Origin of the sequence: Streptomyces sp. ISL-1, assembly GCF_018614585.1 — a bacterium.
GTDB classification, from domain to species: Bacteria; Actinomycetota; Actinomycetes; order Streptomycetales; family Streptomycetaceae; genus Streptomyces; species Streptomyces maoxianensis.
This window is the reverse complement of record NZ_JAGGOI010000040.1, coordinates 64,734-77,261: the sequence shown is the minus strand read 5'-3', so window position 1 is coordinate 77,261 and position 12,528 is coordinate 64,734. Positions and strand designations below refer to the sequence as shown.

8 protein-coding genes and 1 pseudogene are annotated in these 12,528 nt (G+C 68.4%); 7 read left to right on the top strand and 2 right to left on the bottom strand.

Annotated features, from left to right (window positions below; genetic code table 11):
* Positions 1–24 precede the first annotated feature (24 nt).
* A complete protein-coding gene (locus tag J7E87_RS27750; RefSeq protein WP_215097283.1) occupies positions 25–879 on the top strand; it encodes an HAD family phosphatase in 855 nt (284 codons plus the stop codon).
* A gap of 351 nt (positions 880–1,230) precedes the next feature.
* Here the strand turns inward: J7E87_RS27750 and J7E87_RS27745 are convergent, their stop codons facing one another.
* Positions 1,231–2,061, bottom strand: a complete 831-nt coding sequence (locus tag J7E87_RS27745; RefSeq protein WP_215097282.1) for an oxidoreductase — start codon at positions 2,059–2,061, stop codon at positions 1,231–1,233.
* 102 nt (positions 2,062–2,163) lie between these two features.
* On the opposite strand from J7E87_RS27745, the gene J7E87_RS27740 reads away from it, so the two are divergent.
* A complete protein-coding gene (locus J7E87_RS27740; protein WP_215097281.1) occupies positions 2,164–3,150 on the top strand; it encodes an ATP-binding protein in 987 nt (328 codons plus the stop codon).
* Positions 3,151–3,180: 30 nt separating this feature from the next.
* Here the strand turns inward: J7E87_RS27740 and J7E87_RS27735 are convergent.
* A pseudogene (locus J7E87_RS27735) lies at positions 3,181–4,448 on the bottom strand (hypothetical protein).
* A gap of 284 nt (positions 4,449–4,732) precedes the next feature.
* Here J7E87_RS27735 and J7E87_RS27730 point away from each other — a divergent pair.
* The 5 genes from J7E87_RS27730 (at position 4,733) to J7E87_RS27710 (ending at position 12,523) form a co-directional block, all read left to right on the top strand.
* Positions 4,733–7,189 (top strand): bifunctional SulP family inorganic anion transporter/carbonic anhydrase, encoded by a 2,457-nt coding sequence (locus tag J7E87_RS27730; protein ID WP_374195238.1) that lies wholly within the window; start codon positions 4,733–4,735, stop codon positions 7,187–7,189.
* 216 nt (positions 7,190–7,405) lie between these two features.
* Complete coding sequence (gene acs, locus J7E87_RS27725; RefSeq protein ID WP_215097279.1) at positions 7,406–9,361, top strand: acetate--CoA ligase; 1,956 nt, start codon at positions 7,406–7,408, stop codon at positions 9,359–9,361.
* Between the two features lie 214 nt (positions 9,362–9,575).
* Entirely contained in the window at positions 9,576–10,973 is a 1,398-nt protein-coding gene (gene nhaA / locus J7E87_RS27720) for a Na+/H+ antiporter NhaA (RefSeq protein ID WP_215097278.1), read from the top strand.
* A gap of 39 nt (positions 10,974–11,012) precedes the next feature.
* Complete coding sequence (locus tag J7E87_RS27715) at positions 11,013–11,462, top strand: phage holin family protein (protein ID WP_215097277.1); 450 nt, start codon at positions 11,013–11,015, stop codon at positions 11,460–11,462.
* 131 nt (positions 11,463–11,593) lie between these two features.
* The gene (locus tag J7E87_RS27710; protein WP_251018092.1) at positions 11,594–12,523 is read left to right on the top strand and encodes an alpha/beta fold hydrolase; all 930 of its coding nucleotides are present in this window, start codon (positions 11,594–11,596) and stop codon (positions 12,521–12,523) included.
* Positions 12,524–12,528: the final 5 nt, after the last annotated feature.

The window sequence follows — 12,528 nt, the reverse complement described above, 5'->3', positions numbered from 1 at the left end:
GCGTACGCCGAATGGCGGGCACCTATGCTCAGGCTCGTGGAAAACCACTCCTTGCCGCGCACAGCCGCCTTCTTTGACCTGGACAAGACGGTCATTGCGAAGTCTTCGACGCTGACCTTCAGCAAGTCCTTCTACCAAGGCGGGCTGATCAACCGGCGCGCCGTACTGCGCACCGCCTATGCGCAGTTCGTTTTTCTCGCCGGCGGCGCCGACCACGACCAGATGGAGCGGATGCGCGCGTACCTCTCCGCGCTGTGCAAGGGGTGGAACGTCCAGCAGGTCAAGGAGATCGTCGCCGAGACTCTCCACGACCTGATCGACCCGATCATCTACGACGAGGCCGCGTCCCTCATCGAGGAGCACCACACCGCGGGCCGCGACGTAGTCATCGTCTCCACCTCCGGCGCGGAGGTGGTCGAGCCCATCGGCGAGCTCCTCGGCGCCGACCGTGTGGTGGCCACCCGCATGGTGGTTGGCGACGACGGCTGCTTCACGGGGGAGGTGGAGTACTACGCGTACGGACCCACCAAGGCGGAGGCAGTCAAGGAGCTCGCCGCTTCAGAGGGGTACGACCTGGCGCGTTGCTACGCCTACAGCGACTCCGCTACTGACGTCCCAATGCTCGCGTCCGTCGGCCATCCGTACGCAGTGAATCCGGATCGCGCGCTTCGCCGGGAGGCGACGGCGCGGGATTGGCCGATTCTCGTCTTCGATCGGCCGGTCCGGCTCAAGCAGCGGCTGCCCGCGTTCTCCATGCCGCCGCGCCCGGCCCTCGTCGCCGCGGCCGCTGTGGGTGCGGCGGTCGCCACCGCCGGACTGGTCTGGTATACGAGCCGACGGCGTAACGCGGCCGCTCAAATTGCTGCCGCCACCGCGTGAATCAATTCGCCCGTATTTGAAACTAAAAGTAAAGAACTGCAGCCAGGGCTTCCGCTCGCCCTTCCGCAGGAGTACAAATGAGTCAACGGCCCGCGAGACCAAGGACATCCGAGAGGATCACCTGTAACGCATGAAGGCCCCACGGACCGAGCATGAAAACGGAGCACCCACGCGACGTCGACCCGTCGATTACGGGCCAGCTGCACCAGGTGACGGGCAGAGTTCCCGACCTGATGGGCAATATATCGAGGACGCATGGTAACTCGGTGGACATGCCAGCGGCGGTACCAATTCCGGTACCGCCGCAACCCTGTTCAGGGGCTTTTCCAGGAGTAGTTCAGACGGTGTGATTCACGCAGCCCCGCGCTGCAGCGCCTCGCACACCGCCGTCGACTCCCTGACTCCCAACTCCACCGCGCGCCCGCAGTGCGCGATCCAGGTGGCCATGCCCTCCGGCGTCCCCGACAGATACCCCTCGAAGGCCGCGACGTACGCGGCCCGGCCCTGCTCCGCATGCCCGGCCTCCGCCGGGCAGATCGACTTCGGGTCCAGTCCGCTGCCGATCAGCACGATGCGCTCGGCCGCGCGGGCGACGAGACCGTTGTACGAGCCGAAGGGGCGCAGCGCCAGCAGTTCGCCGTGGACCACGGCCGCGGTCACCAGGGCCGGTGCGGAGCTGCCCGCGATGATCAGTTCGGCCAGGCCGTCCAGCCGTCCTGTCACCTCGCTCGCGTCCGGGAGCGGCGACTCGATCAGCGGCTCGTCGACCGCCTCACCCGCGAGACGCGGGCGGCCCACCGTGTCGTCGTCGCCTGCGCCGCTCGCCGCGACCAGATGCAGCCGGGCCAGCACCCGAATCGGCGACTGCCGCCAGATGGAAAGGAGTTGACCGGCCTCGGCGGTCAATCGAAGCGCCGCCCCGACCGTGCGCGCCTCGGGTTCGACGCCGAAGTCGGTCCGCCTGCGGACCTCTTCCAGCGCCCAGTCCGCCCCGGACAGCGCGGCGGAACCACGCGCTCCGCGCAGCGCCGCCTCCGAGGTGACCTCATTGCTGCGACGCCGCATGACCCGGTGGCCGTAGACGCGGTCGACGGCTTTGCGCACGGAGTCCACGGAGTCGGCGACGCCCCGCAGGGAGCCGAGTGTGGCGAGGGGGTCGGCCGACGAGGCATTCGTACTCATAGGTAGCGAGGCTACGCGCCCCTCTCGCACGTCCCACCTTGGAGTGGTCTTCCTCACTCGGTTTGACTGCGTCGTGCGATCAATCGACTACTCTTGGTGAACATGAAGATCGCTTTCGTAGGGAAGGGCGGCAGCGGGAAGACGACGCTGTCCTCGCTCTTCATCCGCCACCTGGCCGCCAATGAAGCACCCGTCGTCGCGGTGGACGCCGACATCAACCAGCATTTGGGGGCAGCGCTCGGTCTCGACGAGGCGGAGGCCGCCGCACTGCCCGCAATGGGCGCTCATCTGCCGCTGATCAAGGACTATCTCCGGGGAACGAACCCCCGGATCCCCTCCGCGGAAAAGATGATCAAGACCACGCCCCCGGGCACGGGTTCGCGCCTGCTGCGCGTGTGTGAGGACAACCCGGTCTACGAAGCCTGCGCCCGCACAGTCCGGCTGGACGACGGTGACATCCGGCTGATGGCGACCGGTCCGTTCACCGAGTCGGATCTCGGGGTGTCCTGCTACCACTCCAAGGTCGGCGCGGTGGAGCTGTGCCTCAACCACCTGGTCGACGGCCCCGAGGAGTACGTGGTCGTCGATATGACGGCCGGGTCGGACTCCTTCGCGTCCGGGATGTTCACCCGCTTCGACATGACCTTCCTGGTGGCTGAGCCGACCCGTAAGGGCGTGTCCGTCTACCGCCAGTACAAGGAGTACGCCAGGGACTTCGGCATCGCGCTGAAGGTCATCGGCAACAAAGTGCAGGGCCAGGACGACGTGGACTTCCTGCGCGAGGAGGTGGGGGACGACCTGCTCGTCACCGTCGGGCACTCGAACTGGGTGCGGGGGATGGAGAAGGGCCGGCCCACGCGCTTCGAGCTCCTGGAGGCCGAGAACCGGATGTCGCTGCAGACGCTGCAGAACGCCGCGGAGGACTCGTACGCGCACCGCGACTGGGAGCGCTACACACGCCAGATGGTGCACTTCCACCTGAAGAACGCGGAGAGTTGGGGCAACGTGAAGACGGGCGCCGACCTTTCCTCGCAGGTCGACCCCGCCTTCGTGCTGTGCGAGCATTCGGCAGTTCCGCAGCCCAGCTGAGGAAACGGCTCGGTGAGCCGATGTCGGTCGTCAGCCCTGCTCGGCCTGCTTGACCGCGGGTGAGGCCGCCGAGTCCGCCGGCTGGGTGGCGAGGAACGTCGCCCAGCCGCCCTTCGGGGCCTCGCCGACTCCGAGCGTGCGCATCTTGTCCAGGACCTGCGGGTCCTGGGCGTCCAGCCAGTCGGCGAGTTGCCGGAAGGACACGCACCTCACGTCGCGTTTCACACAGACCGTGGCGATCGTCTCCTCGATGGCCCGCATGTATGCGCCGCCGTTCCAGGACTCGAAGTGGTTGCCGATGATCAGCGGGGCCCGGTTTCCCGCGTACGCGCGACCGAAGGCCTGCACCAGGCCGTCGCACATCTGGTCGCCCCAGTACACGTACTGGGCGGGGTCGCCCTTCGTCGCGCCCGACTGGTTGATCATGAAGTTGTAGTCCATGGCCAGCGTCTCGAAGGCGCGGCCGGGCACCGGGACCATCTGCAGTGACAGGTCCCACAGACCCAGTTCCTTCTTGGGCCAGACCTGGTGGTTGATCCCGCTGGTGTCGTAGCGGAAGCCCAGTTCGCTCGCGGCGCGCACAAAGTTCGGGCGGCCCTCCAGGCAGGGGGTGCGGGCGCCGATGAGTTCATTCTCGTAGTCGAAGGGCAGCGGCTGTTCGGCCTGCAGGCCCGCATTCGTCTTCCAGTTCTTCACAAAGGACTTGGCCTGGCTGATCTCGCTCTTCCACTCGGGGACCGACCATGTGCCGACCCCGCCGTCCTCGCCGCAGAAGTGGCCGTTGAAGTGGGTGCCCACTTCGTTGCCCTCCTGCCAGGCTCCGCGCAGCTCACGCACGGTGTCCTTGATGCCCTGGATGTCATTGAAGCCGATGTCGGAGCGCCCGGGAGAGTGCTGGGGCGGGTCGTAGAGGCTCGCCTTCTCCTCCGGGAGCAGATAGACCCCGCTGAGGAAGTAGGTCATTGTCGCGTCGTACTTTCGGCGACCTTGCGGAAGTGGGAGAAAAGCCTATGGCCGCTCTCGCGGGCCCCGTCCCAGGAGAACACCACGAACTGCGGCGGCGGCTGACCGGACTTCAGGCGCTGCGGCTCGAGATGCCCCGGCTGGGCGCCGGTGAACGCGGTGGATCCGTCTCCGATGAGACGTACCGCGCTCTGGGGTCCAGCGGCGCCACTGTTCGGTCCGGGGGCACCCTTTCCTGACGCACCATCGCCCTCCGATCCGGAGCAGCCGGCAAGTCCTGCGAACAGCGCCGTAGCGGCTGCGCCGACGGCGATCCTCCTCGTGGCGGCCATCATTCGCCCACCCTCTTTCTGCGCTTATACGCCTGTACGACGCATTGCCTACAGCGCCGACAAGCTCGCATCGCGCCGGCGAGGGGAGGTGCGACCAGCCGCGTTCAAATCACTAATCACCAGAACGGGTGAAAGGTTGCCCCATTTGCCCCGAAAATACCGCCTCAGTCTTTACTCTGCATTACTATCCATTTACCGAGAGTTGAGAATCCCGCCGCTGCACGCCGTGACCCACGGCCGCGTCCCTCACATTCCGCGACCGCGCTGCCCCGGAGGAGACGGGAACCATGTCTGCCTGCGTCCCCACCCGCACCGAAGACCCATCTCGCAAGTTCCGCAAAATCCGAAAGTCCCGAAAGACCGGCAAGTCCCAAAGGAATGGCCAGCCCGGCACGCCACAGAAGGACGGCACCGCCGGGACGTCCCGCGAGGCCCGTCCGTCCCGCACGTTTCTCGCCTCGTGCTTCCAGCGCCCGCACAGCCCGCCGTCGCCCGGCGGCGGCCGTCGCCGCTTGCGCATCGCAGGGGCCGACCTGTCCGCCTCGATCTCCGTCTTCCTGATCGCGCTGCCGCTGTCCCTCGGCATCGCCCTGGCCACCGGCTCACCACTCCAGGCCGGGCTGGTGGCCGCCGCCGTCGGCGGCATCGTCGTCGGGCGGCTCGGCGGTGCACCGCTTCAGGTCAGCGGACCCGCCGCCGGGCTCACCGTCGTCACCGCCGATCTGATCCAGCGGTACGGCTGGCGTACCACCTGCGCCATCACCGTCCTCGCCGGACTCGCCCAACTCGGGCTGGCCGCCCTCCGGGTGGCCCGCTCGGCTCTCGCCGTCAGCCCGGCGATCGTGCACGGCATGCTGGCCGGCATCGGCGTCACGATCGCCCTCGCACAACTCCATATCGTGCTCGGAGCCACCCCGCAGAGCTCTGCCGTCGACAACGTCCGCGCTCTGCCCGCCCAGTTGGCCGACCTTCACCCGGCCGCACTGTCGGCCAGTGCCCTGACCGTCGCCGTACTCCTTTTGTGGCCGCGGATTCCCGGGCGCGTGGGCCGACTCGTACAGAAGATCCCGGCCGCCCTCGCCGCGGTGGCGATTGCGACCACCTTCGCCGCCGTCGCCGGGCTGAGCCTGACACGCGTCGATCTGCCGTCCTGGAGCAGCCATGCCCTGCCCCAGTTGCCGGAAGGGCCGGTGCTCGGCATCCTTGCCGCCGTCCTCACCATCACCCTCGTCGGCAGCGTGGAGTCACTCCTGTCCGCGGTCGCCGTCGACAAGCTGGTGGGGGCCCGCAAGCAGCCGGACGTTCGGATTCCGCGCGCCCGGCTCGACCGGGAGCTGGCCGGGCAGGGGACGGCGAATGTCATCTCCGGCGCGCTCGGCGGGCTGCCCATTACCGGCGTCGCCGTCCGCAGCGCCGCCAATGTGTCCGCCGGCGCGGTGAGCCGTAACGCCACGATGCTGCACGGGCTGTGGATCGCGGTCGCCGCGTTGCTGCTGGTCCCCGTCCTCGATCTGATCCCGCTGGCCGCCCTGGCCGCTCTGGTGATGGTCGTGGGCGTCCAGATGGTCAGCATCACGCACCTGCGCAGCGTGAAGCAGAACCGGGAGATGCTGGTGTACGCGGTGACGCTGGCCGCCGTCGTCCTCACCGGCGTACTGGAAGGTGTGGTGATCGGGGTCGCGGTGGCGGTCGCGGTCGCGCTGCACCGACTGACCAGGACGCGGATCACGGTGGACGAGCAGGAGGGGATCCACCGGGTCCGGGCGCGCGGCCAGTTGACCTTCCTCGCCGTGCCGCGGCTGAGCCGGACAGTGGGGCAGGTGCCCCAAGGGGCCGACTGTGTAGTGGAGTTGGACGGGTCCTTCATGGACCACGCCGCGTACGAGGCGCTGCACGACTGGCAGACCTCGCATGTCGCGCAGGGCGGCACGGTGGAGTTCACCGGCCGGTCCGGGGGGCGGATAAGTGAGCCCGCCACCCAGACGCACTGCTCCTGCCGGCCCTGGACGCCCTGGCGCAACCACCACTGCGACGCGAGCGCACGGCACGCCAGCACGCATCAACTGGCCAATGGGCTCAGCTCCTTCCAGCGCAATACGGCCCCGCTGGTGCGCGAGGAACTGGCTCGGCTGGCGAGGGAAGGACAGCGGCCCTCTCAGCTCTTCCTCACCTGCGCCGACTCCCGCCTGGTGACCAGCATGATCACGGCCAGCGGTCCGGGCGATCTGTTCACAGTGCGGAACGTGGGGAACCTCGTGCCGCCGCCCGGCGCGGAGAGCAGCGACGACTCGGTGGCGGCCGCGATCGAGTACGCCGTCGATGTGCTGAAGGTGGACTCGATCACCATCTGCGGGCACTCCGGCTGTGGCGCGATGCAGGCCCTGCTGAACGGTCCGTCCGGAGGCGCCCAGACCCCGCTGCGGCGGTGGCTGCGGCACGGGATGCCGAGCCTGGAGCGGATGAGGAGCCGGCATCGTTCCTGGGCGAGGATCTCCGGCCGGATGCCCAGCGACGCGGTGGAGCAGCTGTGCCTGACCAATGTGGTGCAGCAGTTGGAGCATCTGCGCGCTCATGAGGCGGTGGCGAAGCGGCTCACCGAGGGCACGCTGAAGCTGCACGGCATGTACTTCCATGTCGGCGAGGCCCAGGCGTATCTGCTCGCAAGCAGCGACGAGCACGAGATCGACGAGGTCTTCGACCGGGTCGCTCCCGCACCTCCGGCGCTGGAGAAGTCGCGCGCCTGAACCGCGTACCGGTCCCGTCCGTGAGAACGTATGGCCCCTCTTTCCCGCCGCCCGGGGAGGGGGGCCACTCATCGCTTCACCGCTGGATTCACCCACCAGCCTTAAACCACAGGTCTAAACCAATTTCCGGAAGGCTCTTGTCACCCGGCCGTCTGGCTGATGAGCTATGGCCTGGGACACATAGGCACATAGGACGCCCTGGGAAAGGGAGATGTCGTGAGCAACGAAAGCCTGGCCAATCTGCTCAAGGAAGAGAGGCGGTTCGCGCCGCCGGCCGAGCTGGCCGCGAACGCCAACGTGACGGCTGAGGCGTACGAGCGGGCCGATGCGGACAGGCTTGGCTTCTGGGCCGAGCAGGCAAGGCGGCTCACCTGGGCCACCGAGCCGACCGAGACCCTCGACTGGACCAACCCGCCCTTCGCGAAGTGGTTCGCGGACGGCAAGTTGAACGTCGCGTACAACTGCGTGGACCGCCATGTCGAAGCGGGCAACGGCGACCGTGTCGCCATCCACTTCGAGGGCGAGCCGGGCGACAGCCGCACGCTCACCTACGCCGAGCTCAAGGACGAGGTCTCCCGGGCGGCCAACGCCCTGACCGAGCTGGGAGTTGTGAAGGGCGACCGGGTCGCCGTCTACCTTCCGATGATCCCCGAGGCCGTCGTGGCGATGCTGGCGTGCGCCCGTATCGGCGCCGCGCACTCGGTGGTCTTCGGCGGCTTCTCCGCCGACGCGCTCGCCACCCGTATCGAGGACGCCGACGCCAAGGTCGTCATCACCGCCGACGGCGGCTACCGGCGCGGCAAGCCCGCCGCGCTCAAGCCCGCCGTGGACGAGGCCGTCGACCGCGTGGACCGCGTGCGGCATGTGCTGGTCGTACGCCGCACCGGCCAGGACGTGGCGTGGACCGAGGGCCGCGATGTGTGGTGGGCCGACATCGTCACCCGCCAGTCCGCCGAGCACACCCCGGAGCCCTTCGACGCGGAGCACCCGCTCTTCATCCTCTACACCTCCGGCACCACCGGTAAGCCGAAGGGCATCCTGCACACTTCCGGCGGCTTTCTCACCCAGGTGGCCTACACCCACGACGCCGTCTTCGACCTCAAGCCCGAGTCGGACGTCTACTGGTGCACCGCCGACATCGGCTGGGTGACCGGCCACTCGTACATCGTGTACGGGCCGCTTGCCAACGGCGCGACGCAGGTGATGTACGAGGGCACGCCCGACACCCCGCACCAGGGCCGCTTCTGGGAGATCGTGCAGAAGTACGGCGTCACGATCCTCTACACGGCGCCGACCGCGATCCGTACGTTCATGAAGTGGGGAGACGACATCCCCGCCAAGTTCGATCTGAGCAGTCTGCGTGTCCTGGGCTCGGTCGGTGAGCCGATCAACCCGGAGGCCTGGATCTGGTACCGGGAGCACATCGGCGCCGGTAAGACGCCGATCGTGGACACCTGGTGGCAGACCGAGACCGGCGCGATGATGATCTCGCCGCTGCCGGGCGTCACCGACACCAAGCCCGGTTCGGCGCAGCGCGCTCTGCCCGGCATCTCGGCAACCGTCATCGACGACGAGGCGAACGAGGTTGCGAACGGAGGCGGCGGCTATCTCGTCCTCACCGAGCCGTGGCCTGCGATGCTGCGCACCATCTGGGGCGACGACCAGCGGTTCATCGACACCTACTGGTCGCGCTTCGAGGGCAAGTACTTCGCGGGCGACGGCGCCAAGAAGGACGACGACGGCGACATCTGGCTGCTCGGCCGGGTCGACGACGTGATGCTGGTGTCCGGCCACAACATCTCGACGACCGAGGTGGAGTCGGCGCTGGTCTCGCACCCGAAGGTCGCCGAGGCGGCGGTCGTGGGCGCGAAGGACGACACGACCGGCCAGGCGATCGTGGCCTTCGTGATCCTGCGCGGCACGGCGAGCGAGGACGAGAACCTCGTGAACGACCTGCGTAATCACGTGGGCGTGACGCTCGGCCCGATCGCGAAGCCGAAGCGGATCCTGCCGGTGGCGGAGCTGCCCAAGACCCGCTCCGGCAAGATCATGCGCCGACTGCTGCGCGATGTGGCAGAGAACCGCCAGCTCGGCGATGTCACCACGCTCACCGACTCGTCCGTGATGGACCTGATCCAGTCGAGGCTGCCCTCCGCCGCCAGCGAGGACTGACAACGGAGGATCTCCAGGCAACAGCACTGAAGGGCACCCGGCGACAACGCGCCGGGTGCCCTTTATGCACCTAAAGTGACACTCGCCGGATACGCCCTTGCGCGCTTAGGTAAGCTAATGAACGCGTCAACGACGCGACAACAGAACCTAGGGGCGCCGGGAAGTCTGGTCGGCATGTGCTTTGTCCTGCCTACCCGACCGGAGGTCTCCCGACGTGGCCGCGCCGACCCCTACCGACCGCAAGTTCCTCGGACGCCTGTCCCTGCCCGAGCGGACGTTCGTGGCGGACGCGCTGCGTGCCGAGACCGTCGGCGGCGTACTCCTCCTCGTTGCCGCCATCGCCGCTCTGATCTGGGCGAACACCCCGCTGGGCGACAGCTACGAATCCGTACGCGACTTCCACATAGGCCCCGCCGACCTCGGCCTGGACCTCTCGATCCAGCACTGGGCCGCCGACGGACTGCTCGCCGTCTTCTTCTTCGTCGCAGGCATCGAGCTCAAGCGAGAGCTGGTGGCCGGCGAACTGCGCGACCCAAAGGCCGCGGCCCTCCCCGTGATCGCCGCGGTCTGCGGCATGGTGATGCCCGCGCTCGTCTACGTCCTGGTCACCGCCACCGGCGGCGGATCCTTCGACGGCTGGGCTGTCCCGACCGCCACTGACATCGCCTTCGCCCTCGCCGTCCTCGCCGTTATCGGCACCTCACTGCCGTCCGCGCTGCGGGCGTTCCTCCTGACCCTTGCTGTCGTCGACGACCTGTTCGCGATCCTGATCATCGCGGTCTTCTTCACCGACCACCTGAACTTCGCGGCGCTCGGCGGAGCCGTGATCGGTCTCGGCGTGTTCTGGCTGCTGCTGCGCAAGGGCGTCCACGGCTGGTACGTGTACGTGCCGCTCGCCCTGGTCATCTGGGGGCTGATGTACAACAGCGGCGTGCACGCCACCATCGCCGGTGTCGCGATGGGCCTGATGCTGCGCTGCACGACGCGCAAGGGTGAGGAGCACTCCCCCGGAGAGCACATCGAGCATCTCGTACGGCCGCTGTCGGCGGGACTCGCCGTACCGCTGTTCGCGCTCTTCTCCGCGGGTGTCTCGGTCTCCGGCAACTCGCTCACCGACGTCTTCACCAAGCCGGAGACCCTCGGCGTCGTCCTGGGTCTGGTGGTCGGCAAGGTCGTCGGGGTCTTCGGCGGCACCTGGCTCGCGGCACGTTTCACCCGCGCCGAGCTCAATGACGATCTGGCCTGGCCGGACGTCTTCGCCGTAGCCTCACTCGCCGGCATCGGCTTCACCGTCTCGCTGCTCATCGCCGAACTGGCCTTCTCCGGCGACGCGGTGCTGACCGACGAGGTCAAGGCCGCGGTCCTGATGGGCTCACTGATCGCCGCCGTACTGGCCGGCATCCTGCTCAAGCTGCGCGACCGCAAGTACCGCGCGCTGACCGAGGAGGAGGAGCGCGACGAGGACCAGGACGGCATCCCCGACATCTACGAGCAGGACAATCCGGAGTATCACCTGCGGATGGCCGCGATCTACGAGGAGAAGGCGGCGGAGCACCGGCGCAAGGCCGAAGTGGCGGGGGCGTCGCGCAAGGGCGGCGGCAGTCCGGCATGATCTGACTTCGGATCCGTTGATGAGGAGAGGGAGTCAGCGATGACCGACCCCGGCAACAGCGTGGCGAACGCTGTCGGCGCAGAGCGCAGTCTCGGCCAACTGGTCGCCTCGGCGACCGCCGAGATGTCCGCGCTCGTGCACGACGAGATCGCCCTGGCCAAGGCGGAGCTGCGGCAGGACGTCAGGCGCGGCGCGATCGGCGGAGTGGCCATCAGCATCGCGGGAGTGTTCGCGCTCTTCTCACTGCCGGTGCTGAGCTTCGCGGCGGCGTACGGGATTCACAATCTGGGGCTGGGCCTGGCCTGGTCGTTCCTGATCGTGGGCGTGGCGTTCCTGCTGCTCGCGGGGCTGCTGGCGCTGCTCGCCGTCACCAAGTTCAAGAAGGTCAAGCCGCCGGAGAAGTCCATCGCTTCGGCCAAGCAGACGGCGGCCGTACTGCAGGGCGTCAAGCCGCACCCCCGGCCGGCCCAGGACAAGGTCGCGGTCTGAGACCCGCGGTCGCGGTCGCGCAGTCGCGGGGGCCCTGAGCGCCGGTACGGCGGGCGTCAGGGGCGGCCCGTCGGCCTGCCGGGGACGGGCTTGGCGACCGTGGGGTGCTCAGCTGTGGCACGCTCATCTGCATGATGGCCCCTGATACCGGTACTGGAAGCCCCGTACGCATCGATGGTCCCTGGACACATCGCGACGTGGCGGCAAATGGTGCGCGCTTCCATATCGCAGAGATGGGCGATGGGCCACTGGTGTTGCTGCTCCATGGCTTTCCGCAGTTCTGGTGGACGTGGCGGCATCAGCTGACCGCGCTCGCCGACGCCGGGTTCCGGGCCGTGGCGATGGATCTGCGGGGCGTGGGCGGCAGCGACCGTACGCCGCGGGGGTACGACCCCGCGAACCTCGCTCTCGACATCACCGGCGTGGTGCGCTCGCTCGGCGAACCGGACGCGGCGCTGGTCGGGCACGACGTGGGCGGCTATCTGGCGTGGACCGCGGCGGTGATGCGGCCCAAGCTGGTGCGCCGGCTCGCGGTCTCCTCGATGCCGCATCCGCGCCGGTGGCGCTCGGCGATGCTCTCGGACTTCTCGCAGAGCCGTGCGGGGTCGTACATCTGGGGCTTCCAGCGGCCGTGGCTGCCGGAGCGTCACCTGGTGGCGGACGACGCGGCCTTGGTGGGCAGGCTGATCCAGGACTGGTCCGGGCCGCAGCTGCCGGACGAGGACACGATCGGCGTCTACCGGCGGGCGATGTCCATCCCCTCGACGGCGCACTGCTCGATCGAGCCGTACCGGTGGATGGTGCGGTCGATGGCGCGGCCGGACGGGATCCAGTTCAACCGCCGGATGAAGCGGCCGGTTCGGGTGCCGACGCTGCATCTGCACGGCTCGCTGGACCCGGCGATGCGGACGCGCAGCGCGGCGGGGTCGGGCGAGTACGTGGAAGCGCCGTACCGCTGGCGGCTGTTCGACGGCCTCGGTCACTTCCCTCATGAGGAGGACCCCGTGGCGTTCTCCACCGAGCTCATCAGCTGGCTGAAGGACCCCGAGCCCGACCGGTAGTCCCT

Coding starts and splice junctions, on each gene's coding strand:
- J7E87_RS27750 (WP_215097283.1), top strand. CDS start 25: ATGCTCAGGCTCGTGGAAAACCACTCCTTGCCGCGCACAGCCGCCTTC.
- J7E87_RS27745 (WP_215097282.1), bottom strand. CDS start 2,061: ATGAGTACGAATGCCTCGTCGGCCGACCCCCTCGCCACACTCGGCTCC.
- J7E87_RS27740 (WP_215097281.1), top strand. CDS start 2,164: ATGAAGATCGCTTTCGTAGGGAAGGGCGGCAGCGGGAAGACGACGCTG.
- J7E87_RS27730 (WP_374195238.1), top strand. CDS start 4,733: ATGTCTGCCTGCGTCCCCACCCGCACCGAAGACCCATCTCGCAAGTTC.
- J7E87_RS27715 (WP_215097277.1), top strand. CDS start 11,013: ATGACCGACCCCGGCAACAGCGTGGCGAACGCTGTCGGCGCAGAGCGC.
- J7E87_RS27710 (WP_251018092.1), top strand. CDS start 11,594: ATGATGGCCCCTGATACCGGTACTGGAAGCCCCGTACGCATCGATGGT.